The sequence below is a fragment of the Streptomyces galbus genome (assembly GCF_005280195.1).
In the GTDB taxonomy this organism is placed as follows: Bacteria; Actinomycetota; Actinomycetes; order Streptomycetales; family Streptomycetaceae; genus Streptomyces; species Streptomyces galbus.
The window spans coordinates 222,727-243,446 of record NZ_SZPR01000012.1 but is presented as its reverse complement, the minus strand read 5'-3'; the positions used below and the strand labels follow the sequence as shown (position 1 = coordinate 243,446).

The following is a 20,720-nucleotide window of genomic DNA, read 5'->3' as shown; positions in this document are numbered from 1 at the left end:
GTCCGGGCCCGCCCGGCCCGGCCGCCTCAGTGGTGCCAGGCCGTGCCGCCCGTGTTGTGGATGAAGCGCTGGAGGACCTTGAGGGTCGTCAGGTACTCCTCGTCGGAGATGCCCGCGTGCCGTTCCTCGTGCAACTGCTGTTGGACGGCGGCCGCCTTGTCGAGGAACGCCCGGCCCTCGGGCGTCAGGTGCAGGCGGCCCGCCGCGTCCTGGTCGACCCAGCCGCGGGCGATGGTGTGGTCGATCTCCTCCTCCATGACCTCGGGGCCCGTGTTCAGGTAGTTCCGCAGCAGCCGCGACACCTCGTCCCGGCTCCTGGCCGGGTCGGCGCCGGCGACCTGGCCGAGGACCCACCACTGCGGCTGGGTGGTCCCCAGCTCCGCCAGGGCGGAGCGGATGCGGGTGACGACGGCGTCGTAGGCGGCCCAGCTCCAGTAGCCGATCGGCTGCCGCAGCAGGTCCGCGTCGCTGTGCGAGTACTCCATGGCCGGTGCCTCCGGGGTGCGCCTGGGTGGTTCGGACGCCACCGACGCTAGGAACTCAACCGGGCTTGAGGTCAAGATCTAAGGCGTGTCGCGCAGGTGGGCGAGCACCGCGTGGGCCGCCCGGGCACCGGCGCGGGCCGCGGCCGCGGCGGAGGCGGTGGGGCGCACGAGCGCACCCGCGGCGAAGACGCCCGGGCGGGAGGTGCGCAGGGCCGGGTCCACGGCGGGGCACCGGGTGCCGGCGGCGAGGGCGAGGCCGCCGCGCCGGGCGAGCGCCTGGTCGGGGACGAAGTCGCCGGTGAGGACGACCGTGTCGCAGGGCAGGACGGCCGTGCGTCCGTCGCGGTGGCGGACCCGTACGCCCGACAGGCGGCCGTGGCCGAGGAGTTCGGTGACCGTGGCGCCCGTCAGGAGCGGGACGCCCGGCCACGGACGGGGGTCGGCGACCGGGGCGCGGCCGGTCCGGGCCCGCGGGAGGCCGGCGACCAGGGCGACGACGGTGGCGCCCGAGGCGCGGACGGTGGCGACGGCCGCGTGTTCGGCGTACGCGGCGGCCGTGGTGTCGTCCACGCCCCTCGCGGTCCGCGCGCCGGTCGCGTCCCGCGGGCACGCCGTGCCTCCGGCGCCGACGATCACCACCCGGGCCCCGATGTGCTGCCCGAACCGGTGCACCGCCCGCTGGAGTTCACCCGTGGTGTAGATCCCGGCCGGGCGGGTGCCGGGGATCAGGCGGGCCGCGCGCGGGCGTTCGCGGGCGCCGGTGGCCAGGACGACCGCGCGGGCGGTGACGGTCTCGACGCCGAGCGGTCCGACCGTCTCCAGGGCGAGGGGGCCCGCCCAGTCGAGTGCGGTCACACCGGTGCGTACGACCGCCCCGGCGCGCTCGGCGGCGGCCACGAGCCGGTGCGCGTACGCCGGACCGGTCACCACGCGCGGCCAGGTGCCGTAGCCGCGGTGCGCGCCGTGGCGGGGCGCTCCCCCGGCCCCCTGGTCGCCGTCCAGCACCTCGACGTGGCCCGCCCCGAGGGCGGCGAGGCGGGCGGCGGCCGCCAGTCCGGCGGGCCCCGCCCCGACCACCAGGACGTCGGTCTCCCGCGCCCTCACCGGCGGGCCTGCTCGAACAGCTCGCGCACGGCCGCGCCGCACGTGTCGCCCTGGCAGCGGCCGGCCCGGGCGCGGGTGCGGCGGCGCAGCCCGTCCAGGGAGCGCGGCGGGATCGTCGCCGCGAGCGCGTCGCGGATCTCGCCGCGCGAGACCTGCTCGCAGGGGCAGACGACGACGCCGTACTCGGGGTCGGCCGCGACCCGCTCGGGGACGCGGCAGGGGCGGGGGGACGTGCGGCCCAGGCGGGGCACACGGACGGGTTCGAGGTCGCGGGCGGGCCCGAGGTCGAGGCCGGAGTCGGCCAGCAGGTCGCGCACGTGCGCGGCGATGGCCAGGGAGGCGGTGAGGCCGGTGGAGCGGATGCCGCCGACGGTGACGTACGCCTGCCCGGGGTGGGCGGTGATGCGGTAGTCGTCGTGCTCGGTGGCCGCGCGCAGGCCGGCGTAGACGGCCGTGACCTCCTCCTGGAGCAGCGCGGGCAGGACCCGGCGGCCCTGCTCGCGCAGGCCGGCCAGGCCCTCGGCGGTGGTGCCGGTGGCGGTGCGGTCGTCGAGGTCCTCGGCGGTGGGCCCGAGCAGGACGTTGCCGTGGACCGTGGGCGCCACCAGGACTCCCTTGCCGAGGGCGGTGGGCACCGGCAGCAGGATGTGGCGGACGAGGTCGCGCGCGAAGGTGTCGAAGACGAGGAGCTGGCCGCGGCGCGGGGTGACGGTGAAGTCCTCGTGGCCGCGCATCCGGTCGAGGGTGTCGGCGTGCAGCCCGGCGGCGTTGACCAGCCACCGGGTGTGCAGGGGCCCGCGGGTGGTGCCGAGCACCTGCGGGTCGCCGCCCGTGCCGTCGCCGGCCACCGACTCCACCCGGCAGCCCAGGTGCAGGTCGACCCCGTGCCGCACGGCCTGTGTGGCGTACGCCAGGGGGGTCGTCCACGGGCAGATGACGCTCTCGCCGGGCACGTGCAGGGCGCCGAGCGCACCGGGGCCCAAGTGGGGCTCCCGGGCGTACAGTTCGGCCGCGTCCAGCGGGCGGACGCCGTCGTGGGCGTTGCGCCGCGCCTTGTCGGCGAGGCCGGGCAGGGCGGCGAGCTGGTCCTCGTCCCAGGCGACGAGCAGGGCACCGACCGGTTCGAGGGGGATGCCGGCCTCGGCCGCGTACGCCGACAGCAGCCGGTGGCCCTCGCGCACCAGCCGGGCCTCCAGGGAGCCCGGTACGGCGTCGAAACCGGTGTGCAGGATCGCGGTGTTGGCCTTCGAGGTGCCCTGGCCGACGTCGTCCTGCGCCTCGACCAGGGCGACCCGCAGGCGGGGGTGGCGGGCGAGTTCCCGGGCGAGGGCGGTGCCGACCACCCCGGCGCCGACGACGGTGACGTCGTAGGGCCGCGCGGGCAGCGGACCCGCGACGGTCACGGAGCCCTCGCGGGGGCCGGCGGCGGCCACGGAGCGCTCGCCGGGGTCCGCGACGGCAGGAGCGCCCTCGTGACAGCCCGCGGCCACGGAGGCACCCTCTCGCGCGCCGGGAGCCGTCATGCGGCGCTCCCCTCCAGCAGGGCGTCCACGGCCGCCCGGAAGCGGCCGAGGCGCTCGGCGGCCTCGTCGGCCGTGAGGCGCGGCTCGTACACCGCGGCGGGCTCCGCGTCCGGGAGGGCGGCCTCGACGCCCAGGCCGGGATCGGCGCCGAGCCGGGCCAGCGCGCCCACGCCGAGAGCCGTCGCGTCGGGCAGGGCGGACACCTCCACGGGGCGCTGCAGCAGGTCGGCCTGGGTCTGCATGAGCAGCGCCGAGCGGGTCAGGCCGCCGTCGACGCGCAGGGTGGTCAGCGCGGTGCCGAGGTCGGCCTCCGCGGCGTCCGCGAGGGCGACGACCTGGGCGGCGATGCCCTCGCACAGGGCGCGCACCAGGTGGCCCGGGGTGGTGTCCAGGCCGAGCCCGGTCAGGGAGCCGCGCAGCTCGCCGCGCCACCAGGGGGCGGCGAGTCCGGCGAGGGCGGGCACGAAGGTGACGCCGCCGCTGTCGGGCACGCCGCCGCCGACGGCGTCGAGGTCGGCGGCGTCGCGCAGCACACCGAGGTCGGTGAGCCAGCGCACGGCGGACGCGGCGGCGAACACCTGGCCGTCGAGGCAGTAGCTGGTGCGGTTTGCCAGCCGCCAGGCGACGCAGGACACCAGCCCGGAGGTGCCGCGCCCGGGGCTCTCCCCGGTGTGCGCGAGCAGGAACGCGCCGGTCCCGTAGGTGCACTTGGCGGTGCCCGGGGCCGTGACGCGCTGGGCGAGCAGGGCGGCCTGCTGGTCGACGGCGAGCCCGGTGAGCGGGATCTCCGGGTGCTCGGGTCCGAAGGCGCGGGTGGTGCCGACGACCCGGGCGTTGTCGACGACGTCGGGCAGGCGCTCGCCGGACAGGCCGTACAGGTCGAGGGCGCGCGGGGACCAGGCGGCGCGGTCGAGGTCGAGGAGCTGGGTGCGGCCGGCGGTCGCCACGTCCGTGACGAAGGCTCCGGTCAGGCGCCGCACGAGCCAGGCGTCGCTGGTCGTGACGACGCCCTCGCCGGTCAGCCGACGGCGGATCCAAGCCATTTTCGGCGCCGCGAAATAGGGGTCGACGGGCAGGCCGGTCAGTTCGCGCAGTTCGTCCGCGTGCGGGGCGAGTTCGGCGCAGACGTCCTCGGCGCGCCGGTCCTGCCAGACGATCGCGTCGGTGAGCGGGCGTCCGGTGGCCGGGTCCCAGGCGAGGACGGTCTCCCCCTGGTTGGCCAGGCCGAACGCGACGACGGGTTCGCGGGCCTCGGCGAGGGCGCGCCGGCCGGCCTCGACGACCGATCCGTACAGCTCGGCGGGGTCGGCCTCGACCCGGCCGCCGGGCAGGTGACGGGGGCGGACCGCGGCGAACCCGGTGCCGAGGACGCCGCGTTCGGGGCAGACCACGAGGGCCTTGGTGCCGGAGGTGCCCTGGTCGACGGCGAGCACGGGACCTGTCATCGCGCCCTTCCCCGCGGCCGCCCGCGTCCCGTTGATCACGGGCCGACAGCCTGCCGCCGGGCCCCGCACCGCGTCAAGCACCCCGTTTCCGCGCCGACTTCGCCCCGCCACCAGCGAAGATGGTTGAACGATAACGGACTTGAATTGCTTCGTCCGGTCGTACGACCCCCTCTATAGTGACCGCCGACCGACGTGATCTCCTCATCAACCGCCCAGAGGAGGGCTGTTGTTACTCCATCCCGCCGACCTGCCCCTTCGGCACCCCCGCGCGGACGGCTGATGGCACGCGAAGGAGCACGGCCGGCCTACGACCCCGCCGGTCCCGACGACGCCCTGCGCTCCGCCCTGCAGGAGCTGCGCACCGGGCGCTGGCTGGCGATGCGCACCCTGCTGGAGGACACGGCGGGCTGGACGGCCTGGACGCGGCGCACCCAGGTGCTGGCCACGGCGGCCGCCGGGACCGACGTGGTGCGCGCCTGGCTCGCCGAGGAGCCGCACAGCGTCCCGGCCGTGGTGATGCGTGCCCGGGTCGGGGTGGAGCGCGCCCTGCGGGCGCGGCGCGAGGGCCACCGCCGTACGCACGAACTGTGGATCGAGGCCTGGGACATGAGCCAGGAGGCCGCCCGGCTCGCGCCCCCGGACCCGGTGCCGTGGGTGTGCCTGCTGGCGCTGGCCCAGCTCGACCGCCGGCGGCTGTGGGACGAGCACCGGGTGGCCGCCCCGGAACCGACGCTGCCGCCGGGGCCGTGGGGACTGCTCGCCGAGGCCGACAAGCGCGACCCGGGCAACCGCGAGGCACACCACCGCATGCTCCAGTTCCTGTACGCGCACGCGGCCTCCCCGCGGCCCGCGGAGGCGGAGGCCTTCGCCCAGCTCGCCGGCCAGGCGGCACCGCCGGGCTCCGCGCTGCATCTGCTGCCCCTGTACGTACGGGTCGAGCGCTACCGGCGCGAGGGCGGGCGGGACACCGCCCTCGACCTGTTCTGGGTCGCCGAGGACGCCGCCCGGGAGGCGCTGCGGGCGTACGAGGCGTGGTTCGAGCGGTCCGACCCGGCCGAGCGCTCCCCGCTGGACCTCAACCACCTCGCCCACGCGCTGTGGGGCGCGCAGCGCTTCCCGCAGGCGGCCCGGGTGTTCGGCGCGATCGGGCCGTACTACACGCCCGTGCCCTGGACGGGCCGTGCCGGGCGGCCGGGCGAACCCGCCGAGGCGGTGGAGGTGTTCCTGCGGGCCCGCGCCCGCAGCGGCGCCACGCCCTGACCCGGCCCCGCGCCTCTCCCCCTGCTCCCCCGTTTCCCCACCCCCTCTCCCCCCGGAGGTCTCCGTATGTCCCGCACCCCCGAGCCACCGGCTCCCGTCGAGGTCCCCCGGCCGGACGAGGAGCAGCGGCTGCGCGAACTCGGCTACCGGCCGGTGCTGGCCCGCCGCATGGGCGGCTTCGGCAACTTCGCGATCAGCTTCTCCGTCATCTCGATCCTGTCGGGCTGCATGACCCTGTACGGCTTCGGCATGAACGCGGGCGGCCCCGCCGTCATGCTGTGGGGCTGGGCGGGGGTCGGGCTGTTCGTGCTGTGCGTGGGCCTCGCGCTGGCGGAGGTGACCAGCGCCTACCCGACCTCGGGCGCCCTGTACTACATGGCCGACCGGCTCGGCGGGCGGCGCTGGGGCTGGTACACGGGCTGGCTGAACCTGCTCGGCCTGCTCGGGGCGATCGCCGGCATCGACTACGGCGCCGCCCTGTTCGCGGGCGCGTTCGCCGACCTCCAGTGGGGCTTCACGCCCACGCCGGAGAAAACGATGCTGATCTTCGTGGCGATCCTGCTGCTGCACGCCGTGCTCAACCTGTTCGGCGTACGGCTGGTCAGCGTGCTCAACTCGATATCCGTGTGGTGGCACCTGGCCGGTGTCGCGGTGATCGTGGGCGCGCTGTGGATCGTGCCCGACCACCACCGCTCGCCGTCCTTCGTGTTCACCGAGTTCGTCAACAACACCGGCTGGCACAACCCGGTCTACGTCGCCGCGATCGGCCTGCTGCTCGCCCAGTACACCTTCTCCGGCTACGACGCCTCGGCGCACCTGTCGGAGGAGACGGCGCACGCCTCGGTGTCGGCGGCCCGCGGCATCGTGCGCTCGATCTGGGCGTCGTGGCTGGCGGGTTTCGTGCTGCTCGCCGGTCTGACCTTCGCCATCCAGGACTACGACGGCACGCTCGCCACCGCGACCGGGGTGCCGCCCGCGCAGATTTTGCTCGACGGGCTCGGCACGGACGGCGCGAGCGCGCTGCTGCTGGTGGTCATCGTGGCGCAGCTGTTCTGCGGGAACGCCGAGGTGGCCGCGGCCAGCCGCATGGTGTTCGCGTTCAGCCGGGACCGGGCGCTGCCGGGCTCGCACCTGTGGCGCAAGGTCAGCACCCGCACCCAGACGCCGGTGGCCGCGGTGTGGCTGTCGGTCGCCGTGGCCTGTGTGCTCGCCCTGCCGTCGCTGTACTCGGCGACCGCGTACGGCGCGGTCACCGCGATCAACGTCATCGGGATCACGCCCGCCTACGCCATCCCGGTGTTCCTGCGGCTGCGCGCGGGTGACCGGTTCACGCCGGGTCCGTGGAGCCTGGGCCGGTGGAGCAGGCCGATCGGCTGGATCGCGGTGGTGTGGGTGGCGTGCGTGACGGTGCTGTTCTGCCTGCCGCAGTCGTCGCCGGTGACGGCGGACACCATGAACTACGCCTCGGTCGCGCTGGCCGTCGTGCTGGTCCTGGCCACCGTGTGGTGGTTCGTCGCCCGCCGCTCGTACGGGACGCCCACCACGGCCGCGTACGGCTCGGACCGGGAGCAGGCCGAACTGGCCGAAGGCATCGTGTGAGCGACCCGGCCGGGTACGAACTGCCGTCCGGAATGCGGCAGGATGAGTGATCGCGCGGGCCGGCCGGGCCCAACACCCCGGCCGGGCCCGCGTGATCGCACTTCCCGGAACCGAGCAGTGGACCACGTGACGACATTGCACATCCGGCCGTCGGCGGCCCCCCGGGCCGCGGATCGTCTCCCCGGAGGTGACCGGTGAACCGCGCGCTGACCCTGGACGACTCCGTCCTCGCCGGCATCGCCCTGGCCGCGGGCCTGCTGGCCGCCTTCCTCTCCCGCGGGCTGCTGCGCTGGCTGGCCAAGCACGCCAAGCGCACCAAGTGGGGCGGCGACGACGTGCTGGTGGACGCGCTGCGCACGGTCGTGCCGTGGGCGGCGATCGCCGCCGGCGCGGCGGCCGCGGCCGCGGTGCTGCCGCTGACCCGGGCCGTGCAGCGCACCGCCAACCAGTCCCTGACCGTGCTGCTGATCTTCGTCGTGACCCTGTCGGCGGCGCGGGTGGTCGCCGAACTGGTCCGCAGCGTGACCCACTCGCGCTCCGGCGTCGCCGGATCGGCCACGATCTTCGTCAACATCACCCGGATCCTGGTCCTCGCGATCGGCTTCCTGGTGGTGCTGCAGACGCTCGGCATCTCCATCGCGCCGCTGCTCACCGCCCTGGGCGTGGGCGGTCTCGCGGTCGCCCTCGCGCTGCAGGACACGCTCGCCAACCTCTTCGCGGGCATCCACATCCTCGCCTCCAAGACCGTCCAGCCCGGCGACTACATCAAGCTGAGCAGCGGGGAGGAGGGCTACGTCGAGGACATCAACTGGCGCCAGACCACGGTGCGGGCGCTGTCCAACAACCTCATCGTGATCCCCAACGGGCAGCTCGCCAAGGCGAACATGACCAACTTCATGCGCCCCGAGCAGCGGCTGACGATCCTGGTGCAGGTGGGCGTCGCCTACGACAGCGACCTGGAGCACGTGGAGAAGGTGACCACCGACGTGGTCGCCGAGGTGATGACCGAGATCAGCGGCGCGGTGCCCGACCACGAGCCGGCGGTGCGCTTCCACACCTTCGGCGACTCCCGGATCGGCTTCACCGTGATCCTGGGCGTCGGCGAGTTCAGCGACCAGTACCGGATCAAGCACGAGTTCATCAAGCGCCTGCACAAGCGCTACCGCGCCGAGGGCATCCGCATCCCGGCCCCCGCCCGCACCGTCACGCTCCAGCAGGGCGCGGTCCCGTCCATCCCGCACCAGCGCACCGGCGACGGCCTGACGGCGGACCCCGCGCTCGGGGGCTGACCGATCCGCGGCGACGGCGCCGTACGCTGGGAGGACCATGAGCCCCGCCCCCGACGTGCCGCCGCCCGCCTCCCCGTCCTCGGTCCGCGCGCTCGACGAGCGGCTGGACGCCCTCGCGCGCCAGCCGTTCCGGGCGCGGTTCCGGCTGGCCGGGCGGGAGCGGGCCCTCGCCGTGGAGCGCGGGCCCGCCACGATCCGGTGGCACGCCTACGACCTGCTGGCCCGCCGGCTGGCCCCCGCCGCGCCGTACAAGGACGGCAAGCAGACCCCGTACCGCGGGCACCCGGTGTTCGTCGCCCAGCACGCCACCGCGACCTGCTGCCGGAGCTGCCTGCAGCGGTGGCACGGCATCCCGAAGGGACGGGAGCTGAGCCGCGCCGAGCACGTGTACGCGGTGCACGTGATCTGCCGCTGGGTCGAGCGGGAACTCACCCGGGGCGGGGCCGGCGGCGGGGCGGACGGGGTCCGACCCGCCCGCCCGGTGTGACCGGCTCAGGTCACAGCGTCGCCGAGTGGTCGTGGGGACGCGTGTCCCGGCGGCCGTGCGGCGTGGCCAGGGACGGCGTGACCGGCGTGACCGTCCAGTCCGGGTGGCCCGGCATGCGCGGCGTCGTCGTGCCGTACAGCCAGTCCTTCAGGAACCCGGAGACGTCCTGGCCGGACACCGCGCTCGCCACCGCGATGTAGTCCTCCGTGGACGCCGACGCGTTGCGGTACCGGTCCAGGAAGGCCCGCTCGACGGCGTGGAAGGCGTCCTCACCGATGAGCTGCCGCAGCGCGTACAGGACGAGCACGCCGCCCAGGTAGCGCTGCGCCTCGAAGAGGTTCGCGGCGTTCGGTGCGGCGACCGGCCCCCAGTCGTGCCGCCACTGGTCGCCGCGCGCGTAGGTGTCCTTCATGCGGGCCTCGAAGCTGGTCAGGCCCAGGGAGTCCGGCCAGCCGCGCTCGTAGCGGTACAGCAGCCCGTAGAAGTCGGCGTGGCCCTCGTTGATCCACAGGTCGGCCCAGGTGGCGGGCGAGACGCTGTTGCCGAAGTAGGAGTGGACCAGCTCGTGCATCATGTGCGAGCCGATCTTCTTCTCCTCCTGCAGGAGGAAGTTCGGCCGGTAGATCGTCAGGGTCTGGGTCTCCAGGCCGGTGAAGTCGAACGGCTCCGCCAGGTCGGAGTTGCACGGCAGCAGCCCGTACGTCTCGAACGGGAACGCGCCGAGGCGCCCCTCGATCCACTCCACCAGGCCGGGCGTGAGGGACAGCGCGGGTTCCAGCGCCTCGGCCCGCGCCCTCGGTACGACGTCCCGCAGCGGCAGCCCGTGCGGCCCGCTCCGCTCCTTGACCACGTAGTCGCCGACGGTGATCTGCACCAGCTCCGTCGCGATCGGCGAGCGGGACCGGTAGGTGACGGCCGTACGCCCGCCCGGCAGCGGCTCGGTGCGCACCCGGGTGCCGCTCGCGACGGCGGTCAGACCGTCCGGGACGGTCAGGCGGAAGGTGAAGTGCGCCTTGTCGGAGGGGTGGTCGTTGCAGGGGAAGACGGTGTGCGCCAGGTTCGGCTGGCAGGCCACCGCGAAGCCGTCCGGGGTCGGCACCCAGCCGGTGTACGGCAGGACGCGGCGCGGGTCGGCGCCGTACGCGACGCGGAGGGTGACGTGGGCGCGGGCGGGCAGCCGGCGCTCGGGGGTGATCCTCAGCTTCTCGTCGGCCTGCTCGAAGGCGGCCGTGCGGCCGTCGACGCGCACCGACCGCACGTCCAGGCCGAGGGCGTCCAGGGAGAGCCGGCTGAGCGCCCGGGTGGTGCGCACCCGCAGCGTCGCCGTGGCCTCCACCAGGGCGGTCGCGGGGTCGTAGACGAGGTCGAGGTGGTAGGCGCCGACGCGGTAGCCGTCGTTGCCGAGGGCGGGGTAGACGGGGTCGCCGAGGGTCTCCGGGCCCGGGGCGGGGCCGTCGCCGGTCCCCGCCGCGTACGCGTTCCTGCCCCCGGCCAGGACCGCGGTGGCGCCGATGAGGGCGGCCGCCGGTCCGGTCACTCTGCTGCGATATCTCATGGTCCGCTTCCGTCGGGGCGGCCGGGTGGTCACGCCGGCCGCCGTCCACTGGTGACGATCACCCTCCATGACCACCGGGGAGGGCGGTCCGGTTGCACCCCACCCCTGTCGAGCGGACCCCGGTCACGAGATATCTTGATGTCGAGCAATGTTGCAGACGTGGAGCGGAGCACCCGGTGACTGACTCGACCATCATCTATACGCACACTGACGAGGCCCCGGCCCTGGCAACGTATTCCTTCCTGCCGGTGGTCAAGGCGTACGCGTCGCAGGCGGGTGTCGCCGTGGAGACGCGGGACATCTCGCTGGCCGGGCGCATCATCGCCGTCTTCCCGGAGTACCTGACCGAGGAGCAGCGCATCCCGGACGCCCTGCACGAGCTGGGCGAGCTGGCCAAGACGCCGGCGGCCAACATCATCAAGCTGCCGAACATCTCGGCGTCGATCCCGCAGCTCAAGGCCGCGGTCGCCGAGCTGCAGGCGCAGGGCTACGCGCTGCCGGACTACCCGGACGAGCCGAAGACCGACGAGGAGCGCGAGATCCGCGCCCGCTACGACAAGGTCAAGGGCTCGGCGGTCAACCCGGTCCTGCGCGAGGGCAACTCCGACCGGCGCGCCCCCGCCTCGGTCAAGAACTACGCCAAGACCCACCCGCACCGCATGGGCGCCTGGACCGGCGAGTCCAAGACCAGCGTCGCCACCATGGGCGAGAACGACTTCCGCTCCACCGAGAAGTCCGTGGTGATCGCCGAGGACGGCGCGCTGCGCATCGAGCTGGTCGCCGAGGACGGCACCACGACCGTGCTGCGCGAGTCGGTACCCGTCCTCGAGGACGAGGTCGTCGACGCCTCCGTGATGCGCGTGGCCGCGCTGCGCGAGTTCCTCGCCGCGCAGGTCGCCCGTGCCAAGGCGGACGGCGTGCTGTTCTCCGTGCACCTGAAGGCCACGATGATGAAGGTCTCCGACCCGATCATCTTCGGCCACGTGGTGCGCGCCTTCTTCCCGAAGACGTTCGAGCAGTACGGCCAGGTCCTGGCGGCCGCCGGCCTGTCCCCGAACGACGGCCTGGGCGGCATCCTCAAGGGCCTGGAGTCGCTGCCCGAGGGCGACGCGATCAAGGCGTCCTTCGAGTCCGAGATCGCCGAGGGCCCGGCCCTGGCGATGGTCGACTCCGACAAGGGCATCACCAACCTGCACGTGCCGTCCGACGTCATCGTCGACGCGTCCATGCCGGCCATGATCCGCACCTCCGGCCACATGTGGGGCCCGGACGGCCAGGAGGCCGACACCCTCGCGGTGCTGCCGGACTCCTCGTACTCCGGCGTCTACCAGGCCGTGATCGACGACTGCCGGACGCACGGCGCCTACGACCCGTCCACCATGGGCTCGGTCCCCAACGTCGGCCTGATGGCGCAGAAGGCCGAGGAGTACGGCTCGCACGACAAGACCTTCGAGATCCCGGCCGCCGGGACCGTCCGCCTGGTCGACACCGCCGGCAACGTCCTGATCGAGCAGCCGGTCGCCGAGGGTGACATCTTCCGCGCCTGCCAGACCAAGGACGACCCGATCCGCGACTGGGTCAAGCTCGCCGTCACCCGCGCCCGCGCCACCGGCGACCCGGCCGTGTTCTGGCTGGACGAGACCCGCGCCCACGACGCGGTGCTCATCGAGAAGGTCCGGCGCTACCTGCCCGAGCACGACACCGAGGGCCTGGACATCCGCATCCTCGCCCCGGTCGAGGCCACCAAGCTGTCGGTGGAGCGCATCCGCCGCGGCGAGAACACCATCTCGGTGACGGGCAACGTCCTGCGCGACTACCTGACCGACCTGTTCCCGATCCTGGAGCTGGGCACCAGCGCCAAGATGCTGTCGGTCGTCCCGCTGATGGCGGGCGGCGGCCTGTTCGAGACCGGCGCCGGCGGCTCCGCGCCCAAGCACGTCCAGCAGCTCGTCAAGGAGAATTACCTGCGCTGGGACTCCCTCGGCGAGTTCTTCGCCCTGGTGCCGTCCCTGGAGCAGTACGCCGAGGCCACCGGCAACAGCCGCGCCAAGGTGCTGGCCGACGCCCTGGACCGCGCCACGGCGACCTTCCTCAACGAGGACAAGTCCCCGACCCGTCGCGTCGGCGGCATCGACAACCGCGGCAGCCACTTCTACCTGTCCCTGTACTGGGCCCAGGAGCTGGCGCGCCAGACCGACGACGCGGAGCTGGCCAAGGCCTTCCAGCCGCTCGCCGAGGCGCTCGCCGCCAACGAGGAGAAGATCGTCGACGAGCTGAACGCCGTCCAGGGCCAGCCGGCCGACATCGGCGGCTACTACCAGCCCGACCCGGCCAAGGCCGCCGCGGTCATGCGCCCGTCGGCGACCTGGAACGAGCTGCTGGCGTCCCTGAGCTGACGCCGGCGCCCCGCGGCGCCCGCGGTACGCCCCTCGTGCCCGCCCCGGCCGGACCTCCCGGCCGGGGCGGTCGCGCGTCCGCCCTCCCCGTCCCCTCCCCCGGAGCCCCCGTATGAGCCCTGCCGTGCCGTCGTTCGAGCTGCTGCCCGGAGCCGGGACGTCACCCGTGATCCTGCACGTCCCCCACGCGGCGCGGGCGGTGCCGCCCGAGGTGCGCGCCGGGATCGTGCTCGACGACCGCGCGCTGGAGCGGGAGCTGGACCACATCGTCGACGCGCACACCGCCGAGCTGGCGGAGCGGGCCGCCGGACGGGCGCGGGTGGCGCCGTGGCGGTTCGTGAACCGGCTGTCCCGGCTGGTCGTCGACCCCGAGCGCTTCCCCGACGAGCGCGAGGAGATGCGCGCCGTCGGCATGGGGGCGGTGTACACGCGGACCACGCACCGGGAGGTGCTGCGGGACCCCGCGACCGACCCGGAGCCGCTGCTCGAACGGTACTTCCGCCCGTACGCGCGGGCCATGACCGAGGCGGTGGCCGACCGCCTCGCGGCGACGGGCCGCGCCGTGATCGTCGACGTGCACTCCTACCCGACCCTCCCGCTGCCCTACGAGCTGCACGGACAGGGCCCGCGGCCCGCGGTCTGCCTGGGCACCGACCCCTTCCACACGCCCGGGCCGCTGCTCGCCGCCGCCCGGGAGGCGTTCGGGGCGTGGGGCGACGTGGGCCTGGACAGTCCGTTCAGCGGGACGTACGTACCGCTGGAGTACTACGGGTCGGACGCCCGGGTGCGGGCCCTGATGGTGGAGATCCGCCGCGACACCTACATGACCGAGCCGGGCGGCCCGCCGGGCCCGGGCCTGGAACGGCTCGCGGAGTCCCTGGCGGCACTGGTCGACGCGGCCGGGGCGTCGTAGGGCCTTCCGGCCGGGGCCGGGGCGACGACACGCCCGACGACCTCTAGTCGGCCGGCACGGCGAGCAGCACGGTGTCGCCGCCCGTCACGGCGAAGGTGCCGTTCTTGCCGGCGGCGACGGTGCCGCTGTGGACGACCGTGCCCGACGCGGTCCTCTCCGTCAGGGTGAGGGTCCGGTTCGTGAGGTTGGTGACCGCGAACTGGGTGGCGCCGGCCTGGACCCCGTCGCCCTGCTCGGTGACGCCCGGAACGAACACGAAGGTCTGCACGCTCACCAGATTGCCGGTGCTGCCCTTCTGGACGATCAGCACGTCCCCGGTGGCCGCCGCCGCGGGGCCCGCCGAGGCCGCGACGGCGCCGGCCCCCGCCAGCAGTGCGAGGACGGCGGCGATCGCGGTGCGGTGTCTGCCGGTCGTGTTCCCCATGGTCTTCCCCTCCCTGGTCGTACCGGGCCCCGGGAGGACGCCGGCCGTGGCGCCGAGCCTCGCGTGGCGACGACGGTTCACGGAAGGGGCGCAACGGGGGCGTGCGCGGGCACGAGGGGCGTCACGCGGTCCGGTCACCGGGTGAACCGCCCGCCCGGCCGAGGGAGTTGTCAGTGGCACCTGGCAGGCTGCGGGCATGGCGGACCTGAGTGACGACTGGCGGCCCTTCCTGCGGCGGTGGAGCGCGGAGTGGGCCGACGCGAGGGAGGCGGACGGCGGCGGGGACCCGCGCGAGGAGGCACTGCGCCGCGCCCGGTGGCTGGGGTTCCCGCCCGCACCCGAGGAGCGCATCCGTGCCCTGGAGGAGCGGCTCGGACACCGGTTGCCGCCCTCGTACCGCTCGTTCCTGGCCGTGACCGACGGCTGGCGGCACGCCGGTGTCTTCGTCTGGCTGCTGGCGGGCACGGACGGGATCCGTCCGCACGAGGACGCGGCGGGCCTGTCCGAGGACTTCGCCGACGGCCTGTACGACGCCCCCGTCGAGGAAGAGCTGTTCGCCGGGATGTGGCACCGGGCGCTGCAACTCGACGTGGAGTCCGACGCCGTGTACGTCCTGATCGACCCCGGTGACGTCGACGGATCGGGCGAGTGGGCCGTCTACACGTGGGCACCGTGGCGAGCGAGCCCGCCCGAGCGGTACCCGTCGTTCCGCGCCTTCATGGAGGCGATGTACGAGGAGTTCCGCCGTATGCGGACGGGCCCGGCACGGTAGTCCCGGGTCATCCGTCTCAGGCGCGCAGCCACTCCGTCACGACGACCTCGTCGCCCGTGCGCAGGCGCAGCGCGAACGGGCCCGCCGGTGGGGGGTCGCCGATGAAGCGGCCCAGGTCGTCGGCCGTGAGGCGGGCGCCGGCCCGGGGGCCGCTGAGCACCTCGATCGACGCCTCCTGCGGCGGCAGCAACTGGCCCATCAGCCCGTGCGGGGTGACCTCCACGTCGACGGTCAGCTCGCCGGTGTGGAAGGTCAGCATCCGCGGCGGGTCGGCCACGCCCCGCACGGGGATGGCGTCCACCAGCGAGTCGAAGGTCAGCTCCGCGATCCGCGCGTCCAGGTCGTGCAGCGCGTACGCCTCCACGGCGATCCGGCGCAGCTCGGCCGGCACCGGGTCCAGGATGGCGGCGGCCTGGCGCAGCTCGTCCTCCGTCCGGCTCTGCTCGCCGGCGTCCTCGTCGGTGCCCCGGTCGAAGGGCCCCTCGTCGAAGAGCTCGCCGGACCCGCCGGCCTCGTCGTCGTCCCTCATGTCCTTCACAACGCTCCCCGTGCGATGAGTTTCGCCCGCAGGCGGCGCAGACAGCGCTGCCGCATCGGGCCGATGCTGCCGACGGCGATGCCGAGCGCCGCGGACACCTCCTGGTAACTGGGCGGCGGCGAGGCGATCAGCACCCGCAGCAGCTGCCGGCAGCGCTCGCCCAGCGTCTCGAACTCCTGCCAGAGGAAGCGGACGCGCTCGCTCTGCGCGGCCGCCTCCTCCGAGTCCAGCACCGACTGCTCCGGTGTGCGGTCCTCGCTGACCCGGTCGAGCACCTGGGGGTCGTCCGTGGGGGTCAGCCGCTTGGCGCTCTTGATCACCTTCAGGCATTCGTGGCGCGTGGTGCTCGCCAGCCACGAGCCCGCCTTGTCGGGTTCCCGGATGCGTCCCAGGTGCTGGGCGAACCGGAACCACGCCGTCTGGTAGACCTCGTGGCCGTCGGCGTCGGACAGCCGGTGCGCGCGCACCACCGACCAGACCAGCGGGCTCAGCCCTTCCACCAGCGCTTTCCAGGCCGCCGCGTCGCCGTCGACGGCGGACTGGACGAGCGCGCCGACATCACTACGGTCCACGGCCCCACCCCTCGTGTACGGCCTGTCATCGTACGCCGTGGGCGGGGCCACGTCGGTCCTCACAGGGTCTGCACGGGCCGCACGACCGGCACCGGACGCCACGTGGGCGGCCGCAGCGCCTGTACGTGCGCCCCGCGCACCTCGGCGAACTCGGCGCAGGACTTGAGCAGTTGACGGGCGGCCTCCCGGGGGTCGCGCTCCTTGTGCGCCGTCATCCAGGAGGCGACGAGGCCGGCGGCCACGGGCGTCGCGAAGGAGGTGCCGCTCCAGGAGGCGAAGCCGTCGAACGTCACCCGGTCCGGCTCGCCCGTGGTGTCGCCGTCGCTCAACGCGCCGGTGTGGCGCGGGGACTGGCAGGTGCAGGTGTACGTGAAGCCGTAGCGGCAGGCGTCGTACGTCGAGTGCTGGTAGACGTACGGCACGGGCGCGTCGAAGCCGGTGAGGGCGCTGACGAGGCGCTCCCCGGGGGCGTAGACGCGCACCCAGGGGCCGTGGTTGGAGAAGCAGGCGCCGAACTCGCCGTCGCCGCGCAGCGCGCCGACCGACAGGACGGCGTCGGCGTACTCGGGCAGAGCGGCGTACGCGGCGGGCCAGAACGGTGTGGCGCTGGCGTTGTTGCCGGCGGCGGCCACCAGCAGGGTGCCGCGGTCGTTGAGTTCGCGCATGAAGGCGTCCAGGCCCAGCAGGCCGTCCACGCGCCCGTTGGAGGTGCCGGCGGAGAGGCTGAGGATGTCCGGCCAGCCGCCCTGCTCGACGGCGTCGAAGAGCTTGTCGCCGAATTCCGACTCCAGGATCGCCCCGGCGTCGTTGAGGGTGCCGCGGACGGTGACGTCCGTGTCGGGGGCGACGGCGGTGACGATGCCGGCGATGAAGGTGCCGTGGCCGACGTACTGCTGGAGCACGCCGTCGTCGTCCCGCTCGCGGGCCTGGAGGTCGCCGTCGGTGTGGGCCAACAGCGGGTAGGAGCGGTAGTCGTGGGTCAGGCCGGTGTCGACCACCAGCACCTTCACCGCGCCGTCCGGGTCGTGGGCGCCCTCGGCGGCCGCGGGGTTGGGCCCCTCGGTGCGCGGGGCGGGCACGGGCTCGTCGCCCGGGCAGGCGTTGACCGCGATGGACACCACGTGGTTGCGGCTGACCAGGCGCCGGCCGGAGCGGCCCTCGGCCTGGCGCAGGGCGCGCAGCGCGCCCGCGACGGTGTGGTCGCCGCGCCGGTCGGTCTCGCCCGGGTCGCCGACCTGGATGCGGGTGATGCCGGAGCGGTTGGTCTCGGGGCCGGCGCGCCGCACGTGGTCGGCGACCAGCTCGGGGGCCTCGGTGAAGTGCGAGCGCACCGTGTCCTCCACCAGCGCGGCCTCCTCGCCGTCACGGGCGAGCACCACGCCCCGCTCGTAGATGAACTCGGCGGAGTCGTCCGGCCCCAGCGCCAGCGGGACACCCGGCAGCGCGCGCTGGATGTGGTCGAACTGCTCGTGGAATCGCTGTGGTGCCATCGCGTGGTCCTCCCCCTGAGGCGGCCGTCGACCAGTAGAGCCGCCGTCCCGCCGTTTGATACAGGTGGTGCGACGGTACGGCGGGGTGGTGCGGTTCCCGGCCCGCGCCCCGACCACCGTCCGGAACGCCCGCCGCGGGCCCGTGAGGTCGCACGAACCGGTGCGGATCGGGCCCGCACCGTGGAGATCCGGCACGAACCGGTAGAGATCCGGAGCGAACCGGTGTGACTGCCTCCGCAGGCCGATACCATCCGTGGAGTGACAGCGGGAAACGACCCGGTGGCCGAACTGCTGCCGATGGTGTTCGCCGCCCCCAACGAGGCTCTCGCGCGGGCGCGGACCCTGCTCGACTCCGCCCCGCCCCCGTCGCACGCCTCCGTGGCCCACCAGGTGATCGGGATCTGGCAGCGCGACTGGGGCGACCTGCGCCTGGCCCTGGAGCACCTGCGGCGGGCCCGCGACCTGGCGGCGCGGGCCGAGTCCGCCGAACGGGAGGCGGACGTCCTGGCCACCCTCGGCGTGGCCCTGGTGCACGCGGGCCGCACCCGGCAGGGCCTGGCCGCGTTCGAGCAGGGCGTGCGGCGCGGCAGCGGTCACACCCGCGCACGCGTGCTGTACCGGCGGGCCTACGTCTGGTGGGTGCTGGGCCACCACCGCGAAGCCCTGGAGGACGTGCGGCGCGCGATCCCCGTGCTGCGGCAGACCGGTGACGTCATCTGGACGGCGCGGGCCCTCACCCTGCGCGCCACGGTGCACCTGGCGCTCGGCGCGGTGGAGCGGGCCGACGCCGACTTCACCGCGGCCGAGGCGCTGTGGGACACCACCGGCCAGGAGCACGACAAGGCCGACGCGGTGGAGAGCCGGGGCCTGGCCGCGTTCCGCGCCGGGGACATCCCGGCGGCGCTGCGGCTGCTGGACGAGGCCGGGGAGCGGTACGCCAAGCTGGGCACGCCGACGTTCATGCTGAACATCCGGCGCTGCGAGGTGCTGATGGCCGCGGGCCTCGCGCCCGAGGCACTGGCCGAGGCGGACACGGCGATCGCCGTGCTCGACGGGATCGGCGGGCAGTCCACGCGCAAGGCGGAGCTGCTGCTGGCGGCCGCGCGGGCGGCCCGGCTGGCGGGCGACCCGGGCACCGCCATCGCGCGCGCGGCGGTGGCCGTCCGGCTGTTCTCGGGGCAGCGGCGCGGCTGGTGGGAGGCGCACGCCCGGCTGGTGCTCATCGAGGCGCGGTTCGCGTCCGGGCGGGGCTACGGGCGGCTGGTCGCGGACGCGGCCCGGGTCGCCGAGCGGCTGGAGTCGTCCGGGGCGCCGGCCGCGCCCGAGGCGTGGCTGCTGGCGGGGCGGATCGCCCTGCACCTGGACTGGACGGAGGACGCCGAGCGCTACCTGCGGGTGGCCGCGCGCAGCCGGCGCAGCGGGCCGCCGCTGGCCCGGATCACCGGCTGGGCCGCGCAGGCGCTGCGGGCCCGGGCCGCCGGGTCCGGGCGCGGTGTGCTCGAGGCGTGCCGGCGCGGCCTCGCCGTCCTGGACGACCACCGGATGACGCTCGGCGCCTCGGAGCTGCGCGCCCGGGCCACCGCGCAGGGCGCCGAACTGGCCGCGCTGGCCCAGGCGGTGAGCCTCGCCGGGGGCGGGCCGCGGCGGCTGCTGGAGTGGAGCGAGCGCTGGCGGGCGACCGTGCTGACGGCACCGCCGACCCGGCCGCCCGCCGACCCGGTGCTGCAGAGCGGGCTGACCGCCTTCCGTGAGATCGCCGCCCGCGCGGAGGAGGCCCGCCGCGACGGCCGGCCGGTCCCCGCGCTGGAGCGCGAACAGCGGCGCCTGGAGCGGGAGGTCCGCTCGCGGACCCTGCACATGCGCGGCGACGCGCCGGGCGGCGGGTACCGCTTCGACGTCGCCGGGCTGCTGGAACGGCTCGGCGACGGGCGGCTGGTGGCGCTCGCCGTGCTGGACGGGCGGGTGCAGGTGCTGCTGTGCGGCGGCGGACGGGTGCGCCGGTTCGCGGGCGGGCAGGTGGACCGCGCGGAGCGGGAGGCCGAGCACGTGCAGGCCACGCTGCGGCGGCTCGCCCACCCCCGGGCGGAGAACCGGCTGCCGCTGGTAGAGGCGATGGGCCGCCGTCTGGAGGAGGTGCTGCTGGGCCCGGCGGCCCGCCACCTCGGTTCCGGGCCGGTCGTGGTGGTGCCGCCGGCCCGGCTGCACAGCGTGCCCTGGTCGCTGCTGCCGTCGCTGCGCGAGCGGGTCGTCAGCGTGTCGCCGTCCGCCGGCAGTTGGCTGCGCGCGCGGGAGACCGAGCCGCCGGCCGGCGGACGGCACGTCCTGGTGCGCGGGCCCGGCCTGGCGACCGGCGGCGCGGAGGTCCCGGAGGTCGCCGACCGGTACGGCCGGGCCACGGTGCTGGAGGACGCCGACGCGCGCGTGCCGCGCGTGCTGGAGGAACTCGACGGCGCGGCCCTGGCGCACATCGCCGCGCACGGCGACTTCCGGGCCGACAGCCCGCTGTTCTCCTCGCTGCGCATGGTGGACGGCCCGCTGATCGTGCACGACTTCGAGCGCCTGGCCCGCAGCCCGTACCGGATCATCCTGTCCAGCTGCGACACCGCCCGGCTCGCCTCGGTCGGCGCGGACGAACTCCTCGGCCTGGTCACCGCGCTGCTGCCGCTCGGCACGGCGGGCGTCGTCGCCAGCAGCGCCCCGGTGAACGACGAGGCGGTGGTCCCGCTCATGCTCGCCCTGCACAAGGGACTCGGCGACGGGCTGTCGCTCGCGGAGGCCCTGCGCGACGCGCGCGCGGCGGTGCCGTCGGACGCCACGCACCAGGCGACCGGGTGGGCGTTCACGGCGTTCGGCGCGGCGTGAGCGGAG

At 75.0% G+C, this 20,720-nt stretch carries 17 protein-coding genes; 8 read left to right on the top strand and 9 right to left on the bottom strand.

Annotation, left to right across the window (positions count from 1 at the left end):
• Positions 1–26 precede the first annotated feature (26 nt).
• From E4U92_RS14095 to E4U92_RS14080, 4 genes are all read right to left on the bottom strand, one after another.
• Positions 27–485 carry a MarR family winged helix-turn-helix transcriptional regulator gene (locus E4U92_RS14095; RefSeq protein WP_137300719.1) on the bottom strand — a complete coding sequence of 153 codons (459 nt, stop codon included), beginning with the start codon at positions 483–485 and terminating at the stop codon, positions 27–29.
• Between the two features lie 78 nt (positions 486–563).
• Positions 564–1,589 (bottom strand): NAD(P)/FAD-dependent oxidoreductase, encoded by a 1,026-nt coding sequence (locus tag E4U92_RS14090; RefSeq protein WP_137300718.1) that lies wholly within the window; start codon positions 1,587–1,589, stop codon positions 564–566.
• Positions 1,586–3,112: an FAD-dependent oxidoreductase gene (locus tag E4U92_RS14085; RefSeq protein ID WP_137300717.1), complete on the bottom strand. Its 1,527-nt coding sequence runs from the start codon at positions 3,110–3,112 to the stop codon at positions 1,586–1,588. Before E4U92_RS14085 ends, E4U92_RS14090 begins: the two co-directional genes overlap by 4 nt.
• Positions 3,109–4,557, bottom strand: a complete 1,449-nt coding sequence (locus tag E4U92_RS14080) for an FGGY family carbohydrate kinase (RefSeq protein ID WP_137300716.1) — start codon at positions 4,555–4,557, stop codon at positions 3,109–3,111. Before E4U92_RS14080 ends, E4U92_RS14085 begins: the two co-directional genes overlap by 4 nt.
• A gap of 279 nt (positions 4,558–4,836) precedes the next feature.
• On the opposite strand from E4U92_RS14080, the gene E4U92_RS14075 reads away from it, so the two are divergent.
• The 4 genes from E4U92_RS14075 (at position 4,837) to E4U92_RS14060 (ending at position 9,192) form a co-directional block, all read left to right on the top strand.
• On the top strand, positions 4,837–5,817 hold the full coding sequence (locus tag E4U92_RS14075) for a hypothetical protein (protein WP_137300715.1): 981 nt from the start codon (positions 4,837–4,839) through the stop codon (positions 5,815–5,817).
• A gap of 66 nt (positions 5,818–5,883) precedes the next feature.
• Entirely contained in the window at positions 5,884–7,416 is a 1,533-nt protein-coding gene (locus E4U92_RS14070; RefSeq protein ID WP_137300714.1) for an amino acid permease, read from the top strand.
• Positions 7,417–7,610: 194 nt separating this feature from the next.
• Positions 7,611–8,705, top strand: a complete 1,095-nt coding sequence (locus E4U92_RS14065; protein ID WP_168725112.1) for a mechanosensitive ion channel family protein — start codon at positions 7,611–7,613, stop codon at positions 8,703–8,705.
• Between the two features lie 37 nt (positions 8,706–8,742).
• Positions 8,743–9,192: a DUF4186 domain-containing protein gene (locus tag E4U92_RS14060; protein WP_137300713.1), complete on the top strand. Its 450-nt coding sequence runs from the start codon at positions 8,743–8,745 to the stop codon at positions 9,190–9,192.
• A gap of 10 nt (positions 9,193–9,202) precedes the next feature.
• Here the strand turns inward: E4U92_RS14060 and E4U92_RS14055 are convergent, their stop codons facing one another.
• On the bottom strand, positions 9,203–10,747 hold the full coding sequence (locus E4U92_RS14055) for a M1 family metallopeptidase (protein WP_137300712.1): 1,545 nt from the start codon (positions 10,745–10,747) through the stop codon (positions 9,203–9,205).
• Positions 10,748–10,923: 176 nt separating this feature from the next.
• On the opposite strand from E4U92_RS14055, the gene E4U92_RS14050 reads away from it, so the two are divergent.
• Both E4U92_RS14050 and E4U92_RS14045 read left to right on the top strand, forming a co-directional pair.
• Positions 10,924–13,143, top strand: a complete 2,220-nt coding sequence (locus E4U92_RS14050; RefSeq protein ID WP_137300711.1) for an NADP-dependent isocitrate dehydrogenase — start codon at positions 10,924–10,926, stop codon at positions 13,141–13,143.
• A gap of 112 nt (positions 13,144–13,255) precedes the next feature.
• Positions 13,256–14,056, top strand: a complete 801-nt coding sequence (locus E4U92_RS14045; protein ID WP_137300710.1) for an N-formylglutamate amidohydrolase — start codon at positions 13,256–13,258, stop codon at positions 14,054–14,056.
• Between the two features lie 43 nt (positions 14,057–14,099).
• Here the strand turns inward: E4U92_RS14045 and E4U92_RS14040 are convergent, their stop codons facing one another.
• A complete protein-coding gene (locus E4U92_RS14040; protein WP_137300709.1) occupies positions 14,100–14,480 on the bottom strand; it encodes a hypothetical protein in 381 nt (126 codons plus the stop codon).
• 196 nt (positions 14,481–14,676) lie between these two features.
• On the opposite strand from E4U92_RS14040, the gene E4U92_RS14035 reads away from it, so the two are divergent.
• The gene (locus E4U92_RS14035) at positions 14,677–15,252 is read left to right on the top strand and encodes an SMI1/KNR4 family protein (RefSeq protein ID WP_137300708.1); all 576 of its coding nucleotides are present in this window, start codon (positions 14,677–14,679) and stop codon (positions 15,250–15,252) included.
• A gap of 16 nt (positions 15,253–15,268) precedes the next feature.
• Here the strand turns inward: E4U92_RS14035 and E4U92_RS14030 are convergent, their stop codons facing one another.
• The 3 genes from E4U92_RS14030 to E4U92_RS14020 are packed head-to-tail and all read right to left on the bottom strand — an operon-like array spanning position 15,269 to position 17,852.
• Complete coding sequence (locus E4U92_RS14030) at positions 15,269–15,781, bottom strand: hypothetical protein (RefSeq protein ID WP_137300707.1); 513 nt, start codon at positions 15,779–15,781, stop codon at positions 15,269–15,271.
• 5 nt (positions 15,782–15,786) lie between these two features.
• A complete protein-coding gene (locus E4U92_RS14025; protein WP_137300706.1) occupies positions 15,787–16,362 on the bottom strand; it encodes an RNA polymerase sigma factor in 576 nt (191 codons plus the stop codon).
• Between the two features lie 59 nt (positions 16,363–16,421).
• Positions 16,422–17,852 (bottom strand): S8/S53 family peptidase, encoded by a 1,431-nt coding sequence (locus tag E4U92_RS14020; protein ID WP_137300705.1) that lies wholly within the window; start codon positions 17,850–17,852, stop codon positions 16,422–16,424.
• A 258-nt stretch (positions 17,853–18,110) separates the two neighbouring features.
• On the opposite strand from E4U92_RS14020, the gene E4U92_RS14015 reads away from it, so the two are divergent.
• Positions 18,111–20,714 (top strand): CHAT domain-containing protein, encoded by a 2,604-nt coding sequence (locus E4U92_RS14015; RefSeq protein ID WP_137300704.1) that lies wholly within the window; start codon positions 18,111–18,113, stop codon positions 20,712–20,714.
• The last annotated feature ends 6 nt before the right edge of the window (positions 20,715–20,720 follow it).